The sequence below is a fragment of the Galbibacter marinus genome, from assembly GCF_000300875.1.
GTDB classification, from domain to species: domain Bacteria; phylum Bacteroidota; class Bacteroidia; order Flavobacteriales; family Flavobacteriaceae; genus Galbibacter; species Galbibacter marinus.
On record NZ_AMSG01000024.1, the window covers coordinates 1 to 20,086 of the forward strand.

The window sequence follows — 20,086 nt, forward strand, 5'->3', positions numbered from 1 at the left end:
ATCAAGTAGTTTCTTGCGATAATATACCCGAAGCAACAATTCTGACTGCTCTTGATAATTGTGATGACACAGTTAGTGTCGAATTTGAAGAAAAAATAACCACCGATGGATGTAAGAGTACCCTAGAGCGTATATGGACGGCAACAGATTGCGCTGGAAATACCACCAATCATACTCAAATTATTACCATCGAAGATAAACAGGCACCCAGCTTTGTAGAAACGCTACCAGTAGATCAAGTAGTTTCTTGCGATAATATACCCGACCCAGTAATACTGACAGCTATAGATAATTGTGATGACACTGTTAGTGTTGAATTTGAAGAAAAAACAACCACCGATGGATGTAGTAGCACCCTAGAGCGTATATGGACGGCAACAGATTGCGCTGGAAATATCACCAATCATACTCAAATTATTACGATCGAAGATAAACAGGCGCCAGTTCTAGCTGCTACTAGCATTGGTTATTTAGAAAACATCAGTGTGAGCTGTGGAGAAATTCCAGAGCCACCTATTTTAGCCTTTGAAGACAACTGCACCTTGGATTTAAGCATTCATTACAGTGAAATAGATAGTGCCATGGACCCAGATGGAGGTTATCAAATCACACGTCTCTGGAAAGTTTCAGACCAATGTAACAATACTGCGCAGTTTACTCAGCTAATCAACATCATCCCAAATGGTGAACTAAAGTTCAATCAACAGCCAGAGGATCTAACGGTAAATTGCGGAAGTATTCCAGAACCAGGAATTATATCAGCCACCAATGGGTGTGAAATCGATGTGCCCGTAACCTTTACCGAGACTCTAACTGGAACCCAATGCAGCCCAATTATCGAGCGCCAATGGACAGCCACTGATAGTTATGGAAACAGCATTACGCACCTGCAAACAATTAAAATTGAAGATATACAAGCTCCAGTTTTTGTAGAACCACTACCAGAGGATCAAACCTTATACTGCAGCATATTGCCAGAGCCTATAACACTTACTGCAGTGGATCAATGCGATAGTAATCTAGTTGTGGAAATGGAAGAAATCACTACTACGGAAGGTTGTAAACAAATCACCACTAGAACATGGAACGTATCGGATTGCGCTGGGAACTCCACCTCTCATACCCAGACTATTGCACTTATTGTAGACCAAGAAGCTCCTACCCTTACTACTTCTTCTATGGAGCTATTCAAAGAAGAAATCACAATAAGCTGTGCGAACATTCCAGAGGCACCTCAACTAGAATTTCAGGACCATTGTAGCCAAGAGGTCACCGTAATATTTGAAGAAACATCGAGTTATGTCAACGACCAAAGCGACTACGAAATTCAACGTGTTTGGGAGGTAACTGACCCGTGTGATAACCAAGCTACCTTTACACAAATCATCAAGGTCAACCAACACAATACTCAACAAGACTTAGTGGAGATTATGCTATGTCAAAGAGATGCCGTTTATGATTTAAACGATCTACTACCACCAGGTAGTAATTTTGGAGGTACGTGGACACTTGCCACACAAGACGACTATCTAAGCGGTAATTTCTTTGATCCTAACTCAGCCGAATTAGGAGCTTATACAGCCTATTATACACTCGAGGATTCATGTACGCCTCAAACCATTGTCACCATAACAGTACATGATGATTGCGTGGTACTACCCTGTGATTCTTCACAAAGCATTTCCATCTCCAAGGCTATTACGCCCAATGGAGATCAGTACAATGAATATTTCACTGTAAGTGGACTAGAAGATTGCGGTTTTAAACTAGAGCTTCAAATATTCAATCGCTGGGGACATAAGATCTTTGAGTCCATGGATTATCAAAACAATTGGAATGCCTTTAGCAACACTAGCAACAGCCAGTTTATGCCTGCGGGCACCTATTACTATATACTCACTGTAGTGGATAGCGGATATGACCCAATTAAGGGATATGTTTATGTAGGAACCACTGCCAAATAACTAAAAATGAAAACACTTTACACCTTACCACTACTTATTTTGTTATTGTGGAACATGGATATCCATGCACAACAACTTCCGCAATTCACCCAATACATGTACAACACCATTTCCATCAACCCGGCCTATGCAGGCAGCCGAGATGCATTAAGTCTAGTTGCACTTCACAGAAGCCAATGGAATGGATTTGACGGAGGTCCTAAAACATTAACCCTTTCGATGAACACTCCTCTTAGAAACGAAAAAATAGGATTGGGATTTTCTTTCATTAGAGACCAACTCGGTTATGAACGTTTCAATTACCTATACGGTGATTTCTCCTACACCGTGCACACGGGTATTAACACTCAGCTTGCCTTTGGCCTTAAAGCAGGCTTTACCCAGTATGCTCTGGATGAAGATCTATTGACAGACCCTTCGGTTATTAACGACCCCTATTTCAATGATTTTTCTAACCATTGGACACCAAATTTAGGTGCAGGAATCTATTGGCATTCAGACAAATGGTATATAGGAGCGTCTATACCAAGACTTTTCACAAATGATTTAAACAGGCAAGATGATTACAAGGCAGCAGAGCGCGTAAGCTACTATTTTACTGGAGGCTATGTGTTTACCTTAAGTCAGAACATCAAGTTTAAACCAGCTTTTATGGTCAAAACCACCAAAGGGAGTCCGGTTTCTTATGATCTTTCAGGAAATTTTCTTTTCTACGAGCGCATGTGGTTAGGCGCGTCTTATAGAGTGGATGATGCTTACGCATTTTTAGTTGATTTTCAAGTCAGCCCACAACTTCGAATAGGCTACACCTACGAACAACCTAACTCAGACATTCGTCCCTATAACTCAGGCACCCATGAGGTATTACTAATGTTTGAGCTACGTTTTAAAAATTCAAAATATAAATCCCCACGATATTTCTAATACCAACAACGATGAAAGCACATACATTATTTCTTATAATACTCGTATATGTTGGGGCTTTAAGCGGCCTACAAGCACAACATGGAAAACAACAAAGGGCTGACGTCTTATTCACGAATTTCTCTTTTGTAAAAGCCGCTGATATTTACAAAGAACTTATCGAGGCCCAATACAATGAAAAATATGCACATCGTAGGCTTGCAGATTGCTACCTCATGCTTCGAGACCCTGAAAAAGCAGTAAAACATTACAGACAAGTAATCGATCAGCAGAAGGTGGCAAACGAAGTATATTATAATTATGCGGTTGCACTTCGCTATCTTGGAGACTATGAGGGCTCTGAAAAATGGGCTAAACACTATAAAAAACAAGGTGGTGATGCCAAATTAGTCCGAGCATTAAAAAAAGACCAATCCACCTATCTACCTAACGAGCCTATCTTTCGATTAAAAGAAAGTAATTTTAATACCCCCAATAGTGATTTTGGTGCATTTAAACATGGAGACCTAGTATACTTTGTATCCTCTAAAGAGCGCGATGGTGTTTCTCAAAAAACCTATTCCTGGAACGAACAACCATTTTTGGATATGTTTACCATTAATATAGCTACAAATGACAGTATACCAACTGCTGTAGCTGGAGAAATCAATTCGAGGTATCACGAGGGGCCAATGACTATTAGTCGTGATGGAAAGACCATGTACTTTTCTCGAAATAATTATTACCTCAAAACGAAAACTAAGGATAAAGAAGGCGTAAACCACCTTCAGATTTACAAAGCAGAGTACCTTAATGGCCAATGGACGAACATTCAAGACCTGCCTTTTAACAACGACAATTATTCTGTGTCCCATCCAGCCCTAAGCCCTGATGGCAAGACACTCTATTTTGCAAGTGACATGCCAGGAGGCTTTGGAAAGAGTGATTTATACAGCGTTAGCATCCATGATAATGGCAGCTATGGTGAGGTAGAAAACCTTGGACCGATAATCAACACAGAAGGAGAAGAACTCTTTCCTTTTGTCAATGCAGAAGGCAACCTATTTTTCTCCTCCGATGGTCATCCTGGCCACGGATTACTCGATGTTTTTGGAACCTTAAAGAATGATAAAGGTGTACTAGTGGAAGTGACCAATTTAAAAAGTCCAATCAATAGTAACAGAGACGATTTTTCTTTTTTTATGGCCGAAGATGGCCTAAGCGGTTATATAGCCTCCAACCGTAAGGATAAAATTGGAAATGATGATATCTATGAATTTGAAACCATTCTTCCACTACTGCTCAAAGGGATAGTTACGGATTCTATCAATGGAAATCCAATTGCAAATGCAAAGTTAGTTCTGACTAAGCAAGATGGTACCCCAATCGCGGATCTCACCACAGATGTCAATGGCTATTATCAGCATAGCATCCAAAGAGAACAATACTATAATTTAGCAGCATCACATCCAAAGTATCAGGATAAGCTTACCCTTTTCAATTCTATGGATATTCCAAGTAAACAAACAGAACTTGTGGTAAACATCCAGCTTGTTCCTGTGATGGATTTAAAGGTACTTGCGGATCTAAACACCATATACTTTGATTTTGATAGATACAACATCCGACCAGATGCTGCCAAGGAACTTCATAAAATCATCGATCTGTTAACCAACCAATACCCCAATATGACAATTAAGGTCGAATCTCATACTGATTCTAGAGGAAGTAAAAGTTATAATGATCGATTATCGATTGATAGAGCTAATTCCACCTATGAGTACCTGATCTCAAATGGACTCACTAAAGAACGAGTCATTGCACATGATGGCTATGGAGAACATCGTCTAACTAACGGATGTTCAGATGGAGTACATTGTGAGGAACCAGACCATCAACTAAACAGAAGAACCGATTTTACAGTAATTAAAATGGAGTAACACTAAAAAATAATATGGGTTATCGTAGCGGCCTCTTTTAGCGCTTGACAAATATATTAGTAAAATAATATAAGCCATCCTCATTTTGAGAGGCTGCTATGCCCATACTATCAAAATCGCCTTCTATATTTTTCTTGTGTTCTTCGCTTTTTATCCAAGCTTGAACAACCCCTTGTGCGGTCTGAAAACCATAACCTACGTTTTCAGCCACCACTATTGCACCTAGTCCAGTTCCTAGTTGCTTTTCACGAGAACCAAAACCGTGATGGCATACCTCGCCATTTGCGATCATATGAATATTATGACTACTGGCCGTAGTTGCAATAAGTCCTACAGGCTCCAGGGCTTCTAAACCTTGACTAAGACGATATTGATTAATTTGATCATGGATCTGGGTCTCCATTTGAATATAATCAACAGAAGAATCATAAATAACCTCTTCGGTAGCATTTTCATTGGTACAATTACACAAGCAAAAACATGTAAATAAAACTACACTCCACGTTTTAATTTTTGAAATAGCATTCATAAGCTTCGCTATTTTGCTTTAAGCATTAGCTCATTATAAAGGATAATCAAACCCCTTAAAAAACTAAAACTTATTGCATTAAGTCAGCAAAGTGCAAAAAAATTCGGTGAAATGCAAATTTGTTAAGGATTTAACCGTTTTAGATCCCAACTATAGTGGTCATTTAATTTAAATAAAAGACGATCGTGCAGTCGATTTGGTCTTCCTTGCCAAAACTCTACGCTATGTGGTTCAACGGTAAACCCACCCCAATATGTTGGCCGTGGAATCTCTTTGCCATGATACTCTTGTTCAAGGTTCTTTAATTTATCCTCGAGAATTTCCCTAGACTCTAAAGGCTCACTTTGATTCGAGGCTATAGCTCCTAATTGACTTCCTCTGGGTCTGGATTCAAAATAGCCATCGGAGAGGTTTTCGGCGAGTTTATGCGCGGTCCCCTTTATGATCACCTGCCGCTCCATAGCGGGCCAAAAAAACGAAAGACACACATGTGGGTTTGCCGCTATGGCTTTTCCCTTTTCGCTATTATAGTTGGTAAAGAACACAAAACCATTTTCATTAAATCGCTTTAACAAAACAACTCGACTTTTTGGAAAACCATCCAAACCAATTGTTGTCAAGGTCATAGCATTCACCTCATCAACAGACCCACTTTGCTCCACCTCATAAAACCAACGTTGAAAAAGGGTAATGGGATCTTCTGGAACATTGCTGTGATCCAATTCACTCTTTTGATATACTTTTCTATAATTACTTAAATCGTTCTCCTTTTCCATACCTAATACTTCATGTTATTTAAATTACAAATTCCTTTCCATCCTCTGCGAGTTCCACTTTATCAAAAACTAATTGAGCCTCGGATCTAAAAAGCTCCAGATCCTTGTAACGCGTAGAATAATGCCCTAAAATTAAGGTATCAACCTTAGCCTTCTCAGCAATGGTGGCGGCTTGTTTAGCCGTTGAATGTCCCGTTTGTAAAGCCATATCATGATGTTGCTCTAAAAAGGTAGATTCATGATATAACAGATCCACGTTTTCAATCAGTGGTATCACCTGTTCACTATAGGCGGTATCACTGCAAAAGGCGTAAGATTTCGGTGGTGGTGGATCCAAAGTCAATCGCTCATTGGCTATCTGTTCGCCTGATTCCAAAACCACATCCTTTCCTTTTTTAATATTTCGGTAATAACAAGTATCAATATTTAGATTGAGGACCGCATCTATATCGAGCTTTCGCTCTCCAATCTTTTCTTTAAACAAAAACCCGTTGGTATACACCCGGTGTTTCAAAGGAATGGTGTGCACCTCTACCTTATCATCCTCCATAATAAGCTCAGACTCAACGGCGCTTAACTCATGAAAAAGTAGCGGATAATTGGTCCATGCTTGCCCGACCTTTAACATGGTGGTCACTGCCTGCTTTATTCCTTTTGGACCATAAATATGAATCTCAGTTTCCCTACCAAGTAATCTAAAGGTAGAAAGAAGTCCTGGCAATCCAAAGAAATGGTCACCATGGAGATGAGAAATAAAAATATGTTTAATTCTTGAAAACTTAATTTTCTGTCGACGTAATTGCACCTGGGTCCCTTCGCCGCAATCGATCAAAAAGAGGTGTCCTTTGATCTCTAGCACTTGGGCTGTTGGATTGGTAAATGCCCTTGGAGTGGCACTGTAACAACCCAATATTTGCAATTTCATCATTGTGGTAATTTTATACTATAAATTAGAAATCTAGATCTCTTTCTATGTCTTCGATTTCAATGACATCATAAGCCTCCTTTAAGGTAGGCGCTACGCTTAATTCTATATGAACCTTATCAAAGTCCACAGCATTGGCAACCAGTACAAATGACTTGTTAGCTTGCTTATGTTTTCGAGAGAATTCCAAAAACTCCATAAGATCATTGGCGCTTACCTTGGTAAGGGACAGTAAATTCAGAATTAAATGATTCTTCTCCACCCCAGGTAAAGCCTTTTTGAAGTTCTCCAAAAAAGTGTTTAAGGACACCTTTTCTTGAGTAAGTACAGTTATGTTCTCTTGACTATCGATAATCATACCGTTATTGTTTAATTTTTGAAGCTAATAAATAAATCACTGCCATACGAATAGCAACCCCATTTTCCACCTGATTTAAAATAATGGCTTGTTTAGAATCTGCTACGTCGCTGGTTATTTCCACCCCCCTATTGATAGGTCCTGGGTGCATGATCACAATTTCCTTATCCAAGGAATCTAATAGTTTCTTATTCACTCCGAAGAGTTGGGTATATTCCCTTGTGGAGGGAAAATAACTAATGTCCATTCGTTCGTTTTGCACCCGTAACATATTGGCAACGTCACACCATTCGAGCGCCTTTCTTAAGTCCATCTCTACCTCAACTCCTAGAGAGTGGATGTATTTCGGAATCAAGGTTTTTGGTCCACAGACCTTCACCTGAGCACCTTGCATTTGAAGAGCAAAAATATTGGATAGAGCTACTCGGGAGTGCAAAATATCTCCGACGATCACAACTTTTTTACCAGCTACATCACCAAGTTTTTCTCGAATAGAATACGAATCCAACAAAGCTTGGGTGGGATGTTCATGAGCACCGTCTCCAGCATTTACAATACTAGCCTTAATATGTTTGGACAAAAATACTCCAGCACCTGGATTGGGATGACGCATCACCACCATATCCACTTTCATGGAAAGAATATTATTGACCGTATCGATTAAGGTTTCTCCTTTTTTTACCGAGGATTGTGCGGCTGAAAAGTTAACCACATCGGCAGAAAGCCTTTTTTCCGCAAGTTCAAAAGAGAGCCTTGTTCTAGTGCTGTTCTCAAAAAACAAATTAGCGATGGTAATATCCCGCAGGGAAGGGACTTTTTTAATGGGACGATTAATAACTTCTTTAAATTGGTCGGCGGTCTCAAAAATCAATTGAATATCCGATTCCTTAATATACTTTATTCCCAATAAGTGATTCACACTTAATTCGCTCATCGTTTAGCTATTTATTTATCAAATATACCTTATCTTCTCCTTCTTGTTCTTTCCACATCACCTTTACTTCTTCTTCGTTGATCGCATCGACCTGTCTCCCTCTATAATCTGGCTGAATAGGTAGATGTCTGCTGAATCGTCTATCGATCAAGGTCAACAATTCAATTTCCTTAGGCCTTCCAAATGATTGAATAGCCGTTAATGCTGCGCGTATACTTCTACCAGTATACAACACATCGTCTATAAAGACCACTTTTTTATCCTCTACTAGAAAATCAATTTTAGTTTTATTGGCCTCTAAAGGCTTTCCGCCTCTTCTGAAATCATCCCTGAAAAAAGTAATATCTAAATACCCCAATTTTAAGGACTTAATATCGTAATGTTCTTGAAGAATTTTTGCCAATCGTTCAGCCACATAAACCCCTCTTGGCTGAATTCCCATCAAGACAGTTTCACTAAAATCCAAATGATTCTCAATAAGTTGACAAGCCAAACGGTGGAGTATGATATCGATCTCTTTTGCGGAAAGTAGAACTTTTTGACTCATATGCTTTTGAAGTAAATGGAATGTAAAATTACATATTTTTATGGAGAAAATCTTCAAGGCAGCGCTTTTGAGTGAAATATTTATGGTTTGCCTTAATGAAAACGTCTTAATGCCTTTATAAGCTACCCAATTCTTATCACTCTACTTCCTTAAAATCATCCTGGTAAAAGTTATTAATCAAGTCTTACAATGTGAGCTCCGATAGCTTTTAAACGACCGTCTATGTTTTGATACCCTCTATCGATTTGTTCGATATTGTGAATCGTTGATGTCCCCTTTGCAGATAAAGCAGCGATGAGTAGTGAAACTCCTGCACGAATATCTGGCGAGGTCATCACAGTAGATTTTAAACTCGATTTAAAGTCATGTCCAATCACAGTGGCGCGATGCGGATCACAAAGGATGATCTTCGCCCCCATATCGATCAGTTTATCGACAAAGAATAGACGGCTTTCAAACATCTTCTGATGAATCAGAACACTACCTCTGGCCTGGGTTGCCACAGTGAGGATAATACTTAATAAATCAGGTGTAAATCCTGGCCATGGCGCGTCAGAGATCGTCAGTACAGAACCATCTATAAAATTCTGAACCTCGTAACCATCCACATGTTCTGGAATATAAATATCATCACCTCGTTTTTCAACAGTGATTCCAAGTTTTCTAAATACATTTGGAATAACACCAAGATGTGGCCAACCTACATTTTTAATGGTGAGCTCACTTTTGGTCATTGCAGCCATTCCAATCCAACTCCCGATCTCAATCATATCAGGAAGCACGGTGTGATCAGTTCCTCCTAGGCTTTCTACTCCTTCTATGGTTAATAAATTTGACCCTACTCCAGAGATCTTAGCACCCATTTGATTGAGCATGGTGCAAAGTTGTTGAAGGTAAGGTTCACAAGCAGCATTGTATATTGTTGTCGTACCCTCAGCTAGAACCGCAGCCATTACAATGTTTGCAGTACCTGTTACCGAAGCCTCATCCAAAAGCATATAAGTTCCTTTTAGTTTTTTAGCCTCTACGCCATAAAAGTATTCCTCTTTATTATAACGAAATTCAGCACCTAGTTTAATGAAACCTTCAAAATGGGTATCAAGTCTTCTTCGACCAATCTTATCTCCACCAGGCTTTGGGATATAACCTTTCCCAAAACGAGCTAACAAAGGCCCGACTATCATAATGGAACCTCTTAAGCCTTTACCATCTTCCTTAAACTGCTCTGATTGTAAATAGTCTAAATTCAGATTATTCGCCTTAAATGAAAATGAAGAAGTACCGACTTTGCGGATATTCACCCCTAAATTCTCTAGCAGCTTAATCAGTTTATTGACATCAATAATATTTGGAATGTTGTGAATCGTTACCGTTTGATCGGTAAGCAATACAGCACATAAAATTTGAAGCGCTTCATTTTTTGCCCCCTGCGGGGTAATCTCTCCGCTAAGTTTAGCTCCCCCTTCGATCCTGAATGTACCCATAAATATACTATACCGATTTAATATCTTTTCTTTCTTCCCTTACTCTTTCTGGGATTGTTGTTTTGTCTTTGTTTGTTTGCTCTATTTTTTACCAAATCTTTACTCTCAGCTAAATCCTCATCCCATTTTGCTAAGTTAATTTTACCTTCACTAAGCTCGTATAAATGTTCAAAAATAGTTTCATCTTTCACGCTGTCCTTATTCCAATTCAGATAACTTTTCTTCATGTGATTAGCAATAGTGAACTTTAAGGCATCCTTTAAGTCACCTTCCTCCCAGCTCACGCAAACATCGATCATCCTTTTGATATTATTACCGTAAAAACGATACTTAGGAAAGTTCTGTGGATAAGGCAGTTTATCTGGTCGCTTTTCCAGCAATTCCCTTGTAGGCTTGGGAAACGGTGAATCTACATCCAATTGAAAATCAGAAATTATAAACAATTGATCCCAAAGCTTGTGTTGAAAATCAGGAACGTCCCTGAGATGCGGGTTTAAATTTCCCATTACACCAATAAGAGCTTGGGCTACTTTATTGCGTTCTTCTCGATCTTCTATGGCTACAACATAGTCGACCATTTTTTGAATATGACGACCGTACTCAGGAATATTAAGCTTTGGTCGCTCACTGTTGTATTCTAAATTATCTATCAAAATAAAATTAAAATTAATTAGGATGAAGTCATTGCGATACTCGCATTAAACAAATTGCAAAATAAGAAAATTTACGGTTTATCAAAGCGTATTTACAAAGAAATAACACCCTCTACTGCACTGACAGCTTTATATTTATCGATCACAGCTTGTGAACTCTCCATAGTCACTGCAATAGATACACTGGTATAATTTCCTTTGGAGGAAGTTTTGGTATTGACCACCGCACCACTATTATCAAAAAAAGAAATGACCTGTTTGATCTTATCCTCACTACTAGGTACAATAAATTTATACAAATAGAGTGATGGAAATTCTGTAGTATCGTCCAATTGCTCTTTCAATCGCTCGTAAAATGCCTTTTCTTCTTCTGGATTTTTCATTAATTCTTTTCTGAATTTCTCACATTTGTTTCTTTAGTACAAAGATACAGTTTTCAACTACAATTTTTAAAAAACCGCTGCATTTAGTTATTTTTGCCCTTTGAAACGCATCATGGAAGTACACAAAAAGGTAGTCATCACAGGAGGACCAGGAACGGGAAAAACCGCAGTTATCAATCATCTGAAATCTCAGGGATATTTTTGTTTAGCTGAGATTTCAAGGGAAGTCATCCTTGAGGCTCAACAGCAGGGTATAGATCAGTTGTTTTTAACTGACCCTATATTGTTTAGTCAAAAGCTCCTAGAGGGTAGAATTGCGCAATATCAGCAAGTTGAAAAAGTGAGTAAGACCATCTTTTTCGATCGAGGTATCCCAGATACGGTGGCTTATATGGATTATTTCAACACCCAATATCCAGAACATTTTATCCAAGCCTGCCACAATCATCCTTACGACGTGATATTTTTACTTCCACCTTGGGAAGAAATATACTGTAGCGATAATGAACGTTATGAGAGTTTCGAGCAAGCCGTAGAAATACACAAAGCACTTAAGGAAACTTACCTCAATTATGGATACACCCCTATTGAGGTCCCATTCGACACGGTAGCAAATAGGGTCAATTATATAAATTCACATCTCAAATAAGGATTTTTTATAAATTCGCAAGTCAAGCACCATCACGATGGAACAACAGAAGGATCCAATAGCAGTTCTACAAGAGTTTTGGGGATATTCGGGTTTTAGACCCCTTCAACAAAAAGCGATAGAGACTGCCTTGCAAAAGCAAGACTGTTTTATTTCCTTCCCTACGGGAGGAGGAAAAACCTTGTGCTATCAAGTCACTTCTATGGCTAGTGAAGGCATCTGTATCGTTGTCTCTCCGCTAATTGCCCTAATTGAAAATCAGGTAGCTGATTTAAAACAGCGAGGCATTAAAACCGCAGCCCTTACTGGTTCTATGAAATACCAAGAAGTCGATACCATTTTGGACAATTGTATTTATGGAAACTTTAAATTTCTTTACCTATCACCTGAGCGATTACAACAGGACTTGGTACAGCAACGCATAAGGGCTATGAATGTCAATTTAATCGCCATTGACGAGGCCCATTGTATTTCACAGTGGGGGAATGATTTTCGACCAAGCTACAGAGATTGTAAAGTCTTGAAGGATCTATTGCCTGGAGTTCCAATGATGGCATTAACTGCCTCGGCTACTCAAAAGGTCTGTGATGAAATCCTTGAAAACCTTCAACTCACAGACCCAGTTCTTATTAAAAAAGATATCCATAGAGCAAACATTGCTTATCATGTTCTTCAGACAATCGATAAAACCGAGAGTCTCTATAAAATATTTCACAAACATCAAGGCAGCGCAATTGTCTATGTGAACACCCGAAAAGCAACCAGGCAAATTTCCGATGCGCTTAGGAAGAATAACATTTCTGCTGATTTTTTTCACGGAGGGCTAGAGAGCTGGGATAAAAATGAAAAACTAAAGCAGTGGTTAAATAATAAAACCAGGGTGATGGTGGCCACCAATGCATTTGGAATGGGCATCGACAAGCCCGATGTACAAACCGTTATTCACTACCATTACCCCAGTACATTAGAGGGGTACTTTCAAGAATCTGGAAGAGCTGGTAGAAACGGCAGCCGCGCCTATGCTGTTATTTTAAGAGGATCAGATGATATTAAACATCTTAAAGGACAGTACTTAGGATCCCTTGCTGATGTGGACTTTATTAAACTGCTATACAATAAGCTCAACAACTATTTTCAAATACCCTACGGAGAGGGTGAACATCAAAATGTGAGTTTAAATTTCAAAGATTTTTGCAACACCTATAAACTCCCTACAGCAAAAACATACAATGGTTTAAAGGTATTAGATCGCCATGCGATTATATCTCTTATAGAAAAGCCAACAAAAAACACCGTTTTACAATTTACTACAAGTCATCACCAACTCTTTAGGTATCTTAACCAGCAACCAGGGTTAGAGAAGATAGTACAAAGTTTACTCAGAACCTATCCAGGTATTTTTGATTATCCAACTACAATTCGTTTGACCAATATGGCAAATAAAACAGGGAGTTCTGAGAAGCAAATTCAGTTTTATCTAGAGCAGTTGGCCAAAGACGATATGTGTCAATACACGGAGAATAACGCGGATACCAATATAAACTTTTTGATCCCTCGCGAGGATGATAAGACCATTAACGTGATCGCAAGAGCCATAGAACACTACAACGAAGTTAAGGTAAGTCAATTACAACACGTGATCGATTACTGCACTAATGATCAGCGGTGTAAGAGTGTTCAACTTCTTGAGTATTTTGATCAAAAGGATCCAAAAGATTGTGGCATCTGTTCGGTTTGCAGTAAAAAGAAACAATACCTTGCCCCCGATATACTAAGTATTGTAAAACAGGAAGTTTTAAAGACACTTGAAAAAAAGCCTCAAACAAAACAAGAGCTAGGAACCAACATTACTTTTAAATCAATTTTTGTAAATGAAGCTGTTGCGCAATTATTGGAAGAAAAAGCCATTGTCTTGGATAATGAGCAACACTATTCAATAGCTTAACTTCTATGGCTCATATATACGGCCACTACTATGATCCATAGTCGCCCCCGTAATACTACTTAAACAATTAACCTGGCCATTGAGCCTTAGCACACCTAAAAGTCCAAAAATCAATGCTTCTTTAAAATCGACAATTAAAGGCACTGGAATATGAATTTTAGCTGAACTTAAATCACCAGTACGCTGCATTAGAAATGAGTTATAAGCTCCACCACCAGTGACCAAAACCGAAGTACTGGGTTTAAAAATATTACTTAACTGTAAGGCGATATGCTCCACATAGGTTCGTAGTAAATCGGCCAATTTTAAATTATAAGAGTCTAGAATAGGAAAAACTTCACTTTTAACCCATTCCATACCTAAGGACTTAGGATAAGGTTTTTGATAGAAAGGTAAATTTTGCAATTGCTCTAAAAGCGTACTATCGACCTCTCCACTTGAAGCAATTTCTCCACCTTTGTCATAGTCCAAACCGATGGAAGCCACTAAATGATTCATAACTGTATTTACAGCGCAGATATCAAATGCGATTCTTTGGGAGCCCTCTCTAAAGGACACATTTGCAAACCCACCAAGATTCAAGCAGTAATCATACTGAGAAAACAATAAGGCATCTCCAATTGGAACCAAAGGAGCACCCTGCCCTCCAAAAGCTACATCATCTACCCTAAAATCACAAATCACCTTCAGATTTAAAAGTTTTGCAATAAGAGGGAGGTTACCTATTTGAAGGGTATAACCCGACTCGGGCTGATGAAATACAGTATGACCATGTGAGGCTACAAAGTCTACCTGAGAGATCCCATGATCAGCAATGAATTCTAAAATCACCTCAGCTAAGTACCCCGTATACTCCAAATTAAGTTGTTCCAAGGCATCTTTAGGAAGATTCATAGACTGCGATAGCCGTTTTTGCCAAGAATGGGAATAGGCAATAGTCTGTGCGGTATGTATTTTAAACTCCCATGTATGATTTTTAAAAAAATCAACGTAAACTAGGTCAATTCCATCCAAGGAAGTTCCCGACATCACACCAATTACTCTGTATCTCTGTTTTTTCATATTCGTAAAAATAATCAAGTTCTGTTGAAAATGTTACAATTTAAATATATATTTGGGGAGTTCATTAAAAATATCACAAAACAACCATGGATTTTAAATTTACTGAGGAACAATTACTCATACAAGAAGCTGCAAGAGATTTTGCGAAAACCGAACTTCTACCAGGTGTAATCGAGCGTGATGAAAAACAAGAGTTCCCAAAAGAGCAGGTTAAGCGAATGGGAGAGCTTGGGTTTTTAGGTATGATGACCTCGGAGCAGTACGGAGGTAGCGGCATGGACACCGTATCTTATGCCTTGGTAATGGAAGAAATATCTAAAGTAGATGCTTCGTGTTCAGTCATTGTGAGCGTCAACAACTCACTGGTATGCTGGGGTTTGGAGAAATTTGGAAATGAAGAACAGAAACAAAAATACCTTACACCTCTTGCCAAAGGTGAGATCATTGGTGCTTTTTGTCTTTCTGAACCAGAGGCTGGTAGCGATGCCACCTCCCAAAAGACCACAGCAATTGAGCATGGAGATCATTATATCATCAACGGTACAAAGAACTGGATTACCAACGGTTCAACTGCAGATGTGTATTTGGTAATCGCCCAAACGCATCCAGAGTTAAAACATAAAGGAATCAATGCCTTTATCCTTGAGAAAGGAATGGCTGGTTTTGAGATTGGACCTAAGGAGCAAAAGCTTGGCATTAGAGGAAGTGATACGCATTCTCTTATTTTTAACGATGTAAAGGTTCCAAAAGAAAACAGAATTGGTGATGATGGTTTTGGCTTTAAATTCGCTATGAAAACCCTAGCTGGTGGTCGTATCGGAATTGCTGCTCAAGCTTTAGGTATTGCATCGGGCGCTTATGAGCTTGCCAGAGAATACTCTAAAGTCAGGAAATCCTTTGGCACTGAAATATGCAATCACCAAGCCATTGCGTTCAAATTAGCTGACATGCATACCCAAATTGAAGCGGCAAGACATTTAGTACTTAAAGCTGCTTGGGACAAAGATCAAGGTAATAATTATGATCTCTCTGGGGCCATGGCAAAATTATATGCCTCACAGGTAGCTATGGATACCGCGATAGAAGCAGTACAGATTCATGGAGGAAATGGTTATGTCAAAGAGTATCACGTAGAACGACTTATGAGAGATGCGAAAATCACTCAAATTTATGAAGGCACCTCTGAGATCCAAAAAATTGTAATTTCAAGAGCGCTACTAAATAAGTAGCGACGCACTATATTTAAAAAACACAGCTGTGGTAAATATAAAAATAAGCTAAGGCTTCATTTTTTACTGTCATAGGTGTGTTTTTCCCTTTAACTAAATCCAAAAACTTTCCTAAAGTCATAATCTGCATAGGAAAATTCAGTAAATTTAACATTAGTGAGGTATTTGTTCTTTTACATTATAAAGAAAATGGCAAAGTAAACTTCCCCCACTCCCACCCTATTCTACTCTCAAACCTTGGGGTGTCATTATTTAAAATCATCCCCTTGGCAGCTTTTCTAGCCTAATCCTACAAGGAAGTGAAAATAAAAACTGAATTATCTATGTTTAAAAAATTAAAAACTCCATATAAAATCCTGCTCGGCATTATAGTCCTTGTGATCATCTTTCGCATTATGTTGCCTACAATTGTTAAAAACTATGTCAACAAAACTTTGAATGACCTCCCTGGATATGTTGGCCATGTGGATGATATAGATATTCGATTGATTCGGGGTGCTTACGCCATTGATACATTAGTATTAAATAAAAGAACAGACACCACTAATTATCCCTTTTTAAAAATTAACCACGCTGATTTATCCATAGAGTGGAAACAAATCTTTAAAGGCAGATTAGTTGGGGAGATAATTTTAGATAAACCAAGCATTCATATTTTAACTGAAACACCAGAGCCCACACAGGAACCTTCTAAAGAACACTGGACAGAAGCTTTAAAGGATCTTATGCCTCTAACGATAAATAAACTTGAAATTACAGATGGCGAATTCACCTATTTAGATCGTACTACAAGTCCTGAAATTGATCTTTATATCCACAACATGAGACTTACGGCGAAGAATTTGGCCAATGTAGAGGATTCCACTACAACCAGACTACCCTCTTCGCTGTCCTTATCTGGAGTCTCTATTGGTCAGGGAAATCTGAACCTTGATATGCGAGTGAATGTCCTAAAGGAAATTCCAGATTTTGATATGGACATGAAATTAACAAGCGTAGATCTTACCAGTTTAAATAACTTTATCAAAGCTCAAGGCAAGTTCGATGTGGAAAGAGGGAAATTAGATCTCTATAGTGAATTAAAATTAATGGATGGAGAGATCAATGGCTACGTGAAGCCGTTTATTGAAAATTTAAAAGTATTAGATTGGAAAAAGGATAAGGAGCAAGGCGGTATACTAACGGCCGCAAAGGAGGCAGTGATTGGCCTTGTGAGTAAAGTGGTAGAAAACCCTAAGGAAGATCAGATTGCAACCACTGTTCCCATCCAAGGCAATATCAATAGTCCTGAGACAAATGGCTGGGAAACTTTTGTAGGTATACTCAAAAATGCATTTATAGAAGCCCTAAATCAAGGAATTGAAGGTTCAATTAAATAAACCTTGATGGACAAATGATATATTAGAAATTGTGAGAGTATTATAGTATCCTATAATTTCTAACCAAGAAATCTTCGCTAAACCCAATGTCCTTATAGACTGATTTACCCATAGATGATGCTTGCAATGTGGCCAATAAAATATTCTCCTTAGCTGCATTGTTCAGTAACTCAAGCATTACCTCTTTTGCAAACCCTTGTTTTCGGAAAGAAGGAATTATGCCCATCCCATGGATCCCAACTACTGAGTTGGTGGTAAAGGTTAAAACAGTGCCAATAGGATTCTCATTGTGGTAGATAAGAAAATAATTAATGTGATCCATTGTATATTTCACTGTTTCGGCTGAAATAACATATCCAAAACTCTGAGGATAGAGCTTCTCCCAGAGTAACGGTTGCGCCGGGGAGGTGATTTTGTGTAGCTTAATACGCCTATTTGATGGGTACTCTTTTTTAGAAACAACAAGAGACATTCCCACCTGCTCGGATTTTAACACTAGTCCATCTGATTCAAAATACCTGAAATTAGGATCATCAAAATCTGCCCAATAACTAAGGCTTCTAGGAAGTTCACCTTGGCCACAAGCAACCAGTATTTCACTTATGATCAATTTACTAGGTTGGGAATTTAACCAGATTCTATTGGGCCATTGTGAATTTTCGATATTAGAATAACTATAAGATTCCCTAAAACAATACTTCCCATAAGCATCACCTACTATCTGCCATAAGGTGGTTAAATTATAGATGTTTTCGTTTAAATTTTTCATTGATCAAATTCAATTTTACTTTAAGACCTCATCCAAAAATTGAAGTGTATGCCTCCATGCCCTATCAGCCATGGTTTTATGATAATCGGCTGACCATGGATTGGTAAAAGAATGCATGACATCTCCATAAGTTATAAGTTGCCAATCTGCCTGACTTTCTTTCATCTCTTGCATTAAGCTCTCTACATCACTAGATGAAATAAACTGATCATCAGCGGCATGCTCAATTAGAACTTTTGCCTTTGAAACCGCTGATACTCGAGTAGGAGATTTAAAAAGATCTCCATGAACACAAACAGCAGCTTGAATTTCTAATTGTCCTCTTACTGCCTCCAAAGCACCAGTGCCACCAAAACAATATCCAATAATCCCAGTAGAACAAGAATAACCTCTGAGGTCTTTAAACTCCTCTAGCGCTAAACAAATTCTTCTTTGATAAAGTTTAAAATTTTCCTTTAAGTCTTTCGAGAACTCTGAAGCATCTTCGATGGAACTAGGCTGCTGGCCCTGCCCATAAACATCAGCTACCATAGCTATATAGCCATGGGCCTGCAACGAATCAGCCGCCTGAATTGCTTCACGATCAATTCCCATCCAGGCTGGTAGAATTAAAACTCCTGGCAGGTTATTTTTATAATTTGGAGTAATAAGACTTTGGAACTCTATTGCTCGATCCTTATAATGAACAGGAATTAAATCAGAGGCATCCATCATACTTTTTAACTTTTACATACCAAAAGTACGCCTAGCTTTCCAGATTTCACTTTACATATGTTGAGCAGCCCCTAAATATTCTTAATTTTTTTTCTTATCCTGCTGAGTTGAGTTGGTGTGATCCCAAGATTTGATGCAATGTGTAGAAGTGGTACCCGATGATGTATATCTGGAAATTTCTGAATAAGTTTTTGGTAACGGATACTTGCATCCTCCATAACTATAGACACCTCACGCTGCTCCTTATCAATAATCCAATTCTTTTCCAGATAAGCTATGTAAAAGTTTTTTAACTTCTCATTTTGTTTAATCAATTGCTGGTATTTAAGAAAGTCAATTCTTAATAACACCGAGTTTTCAATAGCCTGAAGAGTAAATTCAGAAGGTACTCTTAAAAGAGAAGAAACAGTGGATGCAGCCAATTGATTATCCATGAATATATTTTTGTTGTAGGTATTACCCTTAGAATCGGCATAAAAAGCAATCAGTGTCCCTGTGTAGATATAGAAGATATAGTTGGATACTACGCCCATGGATAGAAGTACTTGATTTTTATCCGCTTTAACCACTTCTGCGATCTGATCAATCAATAGAATTTCCTCATTTGATATCTTCGAATAACTATTTATATAATCTTTAAAGCTAGTCAGTATTTTATACTTCTCCATAAACCAAATTAAATAAGAAACTTACTTTTGTCAAAAATATTAAAATTTGCAACTTACGAAAACGCTATCGTAAAATCACCGTATAAAACAACATCTGAAGCATAGTTTTAATTCTGCAAAACTTAAATCTTTCAAATTCAATACTACACCCCCTTAAAATAACACGATGCTCTACATAAAACTATCAATTACCTAACACACCCCCTATTACATCGGTTTATTTCCTTCAAAAACCATTAAACACAACACACACCCCCTTGTTTTTACAAAATCAC

The 20,086-nt window shown here is 38.3% G+C and carries 20 protein-coding genes; 7 read left to right on the plus strand and 13 right to left on the minus strand.

Features of this window, described 5'->3' with window-relative positions; translation table 11 throughout:
* From I215_RS12885 to I215_RS12895, 3 genes are all read left to right on the plus strand, one after another.
* Positions 1 to 1,964 (plus strand): gliding motility-associated C-terminal domain-containing protein (locus I215_RS12885; protein ID WP_008992418.1); only part of this gene is annotated, 1,964 nt, incomplete at its 5' end.
* A 6-nt stretch (positions 1,965 to 1,970) separates the two neighbouring features.
* Positions 1,971 to 2,888: a PorP/SprF family type IX secretion system membrane protein gene (locus I215_RS12890; RefSeq protein ID WP_008992419.1), complete on the plus strand. Its 918-nt coding sequence runs from the start codon at positions 1,971 to 1,973 to the stop codon at positions 2,886 to 2,888.
* An 11-nt stretch (positions 2,889 to 2,899) separates the two neighbouring features.
* On the plus strand, positions 2,900 to 4,807 hold the full coding sequence (locus I215_RS12895) for an OmpA family protein (RefSeq protein WP_008992420.1): 1,908 nt from the start codon (positions 2,900 to 2,902) through the stop codon (positions 4,805 to 4,807).
* 37 nt (positions 4,808 to 4,844) lie between these two features.
* On the opposite strand, the gene I215_RS12900 is transcribed toward I215_RS12895, so the two are convergent.
* The 9 genes from I215_RS12900 to I215_RS12940 form a co-directional block, all read right to left on the minus strand.
* Entirely contained in the window at positions 4,845 to 5,336 is a 492-nt protein-coding gene (locus tag I215_RS12900; RefSeq protein WP_008992421.1) for a CAP domain-containing protein, read from the minus strand.
* A gap of 122 nt (positions 5,337 to 5,458) precedes the next feature.
* Positions 5,459 to 6,112 carry a pyridoxamine 5'-phosphate oxidase gene (gene pdxH / locus I215_RS12905; protein WP_008992422.1) on the minus strand — a complete coding sequence of 218 codons (654 nt, stop codon included), beginning with the start codon at positions 6,110 to 6,112 and terminating at the stop codon, positions 5,459 to 5,461.
* A gap of 19 nt (positions 6,113 to 6,131) precedes the next feature.
* Complete coding sequence (locus tag I215_RS12910) at positions 6,132 to 7,037, minus strand: ribonuclease Z (protein ID WP_008992423.1); 906 nt, start codon at positions 7,035 to 7,037, stop codon at positions 6,132 to 6,134.
* A 25-nt stretch (positions 7,038 to 7,062) separates the two neighbouring features.
* On the minus strand, positions 7,063 to 7,395 hold the full coding sequence (locus tag I215_RS12915) for a hypothetical protein (RefSeq protein WP_008992424.1): 333 nt from the start codon (positions 7,393 to 7,395) through the stop codon (positions 7,063 to 7,065).
* Positions 7,396 to 7,399: 4 nt separating this feature from the next.
* Positions 7,400 to 8,329, minus strand: a complete 930-nt coding sequence (locus I215_RS12920; RefSeq protein WP_008992425.1) for an aspartate carbamoyltransferase catalytic subunit — start codon at positions 8,327 to 8,329, stop codon at positions 7,400 to 7,402.
* 7 nt (positions 8,330 to 8,336) lie between these two features.
* The gene (gene pyrR, locus I215_RS12925; protein WP_008992426.1) at positions 8,337 to 8,876 is read right to left on the minus strand and encodes a bifunctional pyr operon transcriptional regulator/uracil phosphoribosyltransferase PyrR; all 540 of its coding nucleotides are present in this window, start codon (positions 8,874 to 8,876) and stop codon (positions 8,337 to 8,339) included.
* A gap of 173 nt (positions 8,877 to 9,049) precedes the next feature.
* Positions 9,050 to 10,360 carry a UDP-N-acetylglucosamine 1-carboxyvinyltransferase gene (gene murA / locus I215_RS12930; protein WP_008992427.1) on the minus strand — a complete coding sequence of 437 codons (1,311 nt, stop codon included), beginning with the start codon at positions 10,358 to 10,360 and terminating at the stop codon, positions 9,050 to 9,052.
* 17 nt (positions 10,361 to 10,377) lie between these two features.
* Positions 10,378 to 11,013 (minus strand): DUF4290 domain-containing protein, encoded by a 636-nt coding sequence (locus I215_RS12935; RefSeq protein WP_008992428.1) that lies wholly within the window; start codon positions 11,011 to 11,013, stop codon positions 10,378 to 10,380.
* Between the two features lie 92 nt (positions 11,014 to 11,105).
* A complete protein-coding gene (locus tag I215_RS12940) occupies positions 11,106 to 11,396 on the minus strand; it encodes a DUF493 family protein (protein WP_008992429.1) in 291 nt (96 codons plus the stop codon).
* Positions 11,397 to 11,508: 112 nt separating this feature from the next.
* Between I215_RS12940 and I215_RS12945 the strand changes: the two genes are divergently transcribed.
* Both I215_RS12945 and I215_RS12950 read left to right on the plus strand, forming a co-directional pair.
* On the plus strand, positions 11,509 to 12,045 hold the full coding sequence (locus tag I215_RS12945) for an AAA family ATPase (RefSeq protein ID WP_008992430.1): 537 nt from the start codon (positions 11,509 to 11,511) through the stop codon (positions 12,043 to 12,045).
* 37 nt (positions 12,046 to 12,082) lie between these two features.
* Complete coding sequence (locus I215_RS12950) at positions 12,083 to 13,990, plus strand: RecQ family ATP-dependent DNA helicase (protein ID WP_008992431.1); 1,908 nt, start codon at positions 12,083 to 12,085, stop codon at positions 13,988 to 13,990.
* Between the two features lie 3 nt (positions 13,991 to 13,993).
* On the opposite strand, the gene I215_RS12955 is transcribed toward I215_RS12950, so the two are convergent.
* Positions 13,994 to 15,052 carry an anhydro-N-acetylmuramic acid kinase gene (locus I215_RS12955; RefSeq protein ID WP_008992432.1) on the minus strand — a complete coding sequence of 353 codons (1,059 nt, stop codon included), beginning with the start codon at positions 15,050 to 15,052 and terminating at the stop codon, positions 13,994 to 13,996.
* Between the two features lie 86 nt (positions 15,053 to 15,138).
* Here I215_RS12955 and I215_RS12960 point away from each other — a divergent pair, with 86 nt between their 5' ends.
* Together I215_RS12960 and I215_RS12965 are read left to right on the plus strand one after the other, a co-directional pair.
* Positions 15,139 to 16,281, plus strand: a complete 1,143-nt coding sequence (locus I215_RS12960) for an acyl-CoA dehydrogenase (RefSeq protein ID WP_008992433.1) — start codon at positions 15,139 to 15,141, stop codon at positions 16,279 to 16,281.
* Between the two features lie 323 nt (positions 16,282 to 16,604).
* Entirely contained in the window at positions 16,605 to 17,660 is a 1,056-nt protein-coding gene (locus I215_RS12965; RefSeq protein ID WP_008992434.1) for a DUF748 domain-containing protein, read from the plus strand.
* A gap of 40 nt (positions 17,661 to 17,700) precedes the next feature.
* On the opposite strand, the gene I215_RS12970 is transcribed toward I215_RS12965, so the two are convergent.
* The 3 genes from I215_RS12970 to I215_RS12980 form a co-directional block, all read right to left on the minus strand.
* Entirely contained in the window at positions 17,701 to 18,429 is a 729-nt protein-coding gene (locus I215_RS12970) for a GNAT family N-acetyltransferase (RefSeq protein ID WP_008992435.1), read from the minus strand.
* Between the two features lie 15 nt (positions 18,430 to 18,444).
* Positions 18,445 to 19,143, minus strand: a complete 699-nt coding sequence (locus tag I215_RS12975) for a dienelactone hydrolase family protein (protein ID WP_008992436.1) — start codon at positions 19,141 to 19,143, stop codon at positions 18,445 to 18,447.
* Positions 19,144 to 19,214: 71 nt separating this feature from the next.
* A complete protein-coding gene (locus tag I215_RS12980) occupies positions 19,215 to 19,811 on the minus strand; it encodes a Crp/Fnr family transcriptional regulator (RefSeq protein ID WP_008992437.1) in 597 nt (198 codons plus the stop codon).
* Positions 19,812 to 20,086: the final 275 nt, after the last annotated feature.

What these genes read in the sequence shown, in the direction of transcription:
- I215_RS12890 (WP_008992419.1), top strand. Translation starts at nt 1,971, where the DNA reads ATGAAAACACTTTACACCTTACCACTACTTATTTTGTTATTGTGGAAC.
- I215_RS12895 (WP_008992420.1), top strand. Translation starts at nt 2,900, where the DNA reads ATGAAAGCACATACATTATTTCTTATAATACTCGTATATGTTGGGGCT.
- I215_RS12900 (WP_008992421.1), bottom strand. Translation starts at nt 5,336, where the DNA reads ATGAATGCTATTTCAAAAATTAAAACGTGGAGTGTAGTTTTATTTACA.
- pdxH (WP_008992422.1), bottom strand. Translation starts at nt 6,112, where the DNA reads ATGGAAAAGGAGAACGATTTAAGTAATTATAGAAAAGTATATCAAAAG.
- I215_RS12910 (WP_008992423.1), bottom strand. Translation starts at nt 7,037, where the DNA reads ATGAAATTGCAAATATTGGGTTGTTACAGTGCCACTCCAAGGGCATTT.
- I215_RS12915 (WP_008992424.1), bottom strand. Translation starts at nt 7,395, where the DNA reads ATGATTATCGATAGTCAAGAGAACATAACTGTACTTACTCAAGAAAAG.
- I215_RS12920 (WP_008992425.1), bottom strand. Translation starts at nt 8,329, where the DNA reads ATGAGCGAATTAAGTGTGAATCACTTATTGGGAATAAAGTATATTAAG.
- pyrR (WP_008992426.1), bottom strand. Translation starts at nt 8,876, where the DNA reads ATGAGTCAAAAAGTTCTACTTTCCGCAAAAGAGATCGATATCATACTC.
- murA (WP_008992427.1), bottom strand. Translation starts at nt 10,360, where the DNA reads ATGGGTACATTCAGGATCGAAGGGGGAGCTAAACTTAGCGGAGAGATT.
- I215_RS12940 (WP_008992429.1), bottom strand. Translation starts at nt 11,396, where the DNA reads ATGAAAAATCCAGAAGAAGAAAAGGCATTTTACGAGCGATTGAAAGAG.
- I215_RS12945 (WP_008992430.1), top strand. Translation starts at nt 11,509, where the DNA reads ATGGAAGTACACAAAAAGGTAGTCATCACAGGAGGACCAGGAACGGGA.
- I215_RS12950 (WP_008992431.1), top strand. Translation starts at nt 12,083, where the DNA reads ATGGAACAACAGAAGGATCCAATAGCAGTTCTACAAGAGTTTTGGGGA.
- I215_RS12955 (WP_008992432.1), bottom strand. Translation starts at nt 15,052, where the DNA reads ATGAAAAAACAGAGATACAGAGTAATTGGTGTGATGTCGGGAACTTCC.
- I215_RS12960 (WP_008992433.1), top strand. Translation starts at nt 15,139, where the DNA reads ATGGATTTTAAATTTACTGAGGAACAATTACTCATACAAGAAGCTGCA.
- I215_RS12965 (WP_008992434.1), top strand. Translation starts at nt 16,605, where the DNA reads ATGTTTAAAAAATTAAAAACTCCATATAAAATCCTGCTCGGCATTATA.
- I215_RS12970 (WP_008992435.1), bottom strand. Translation starts at nt 18,429, where the DNA reads ATGAAAAATTTAAACGAAAACATCTATAATTTAACCACCTTATGGCAG.
- I215_RS12975 (WP_008992436.1), bottom strand. Translation starts at nt 19,143, where the DNA reads ATGATGGATGCCTCTGATTTAATTCCTGTTCATTATAAGGATCGAGCA.
- I215_RS12980 (WP_008992437.1), bottom strand. Translation starts at nt 19,811, where the DNA reads ATGGAGAAGTATAAAATACTGACTAGCTTTAAAGATTATATAAATAGT.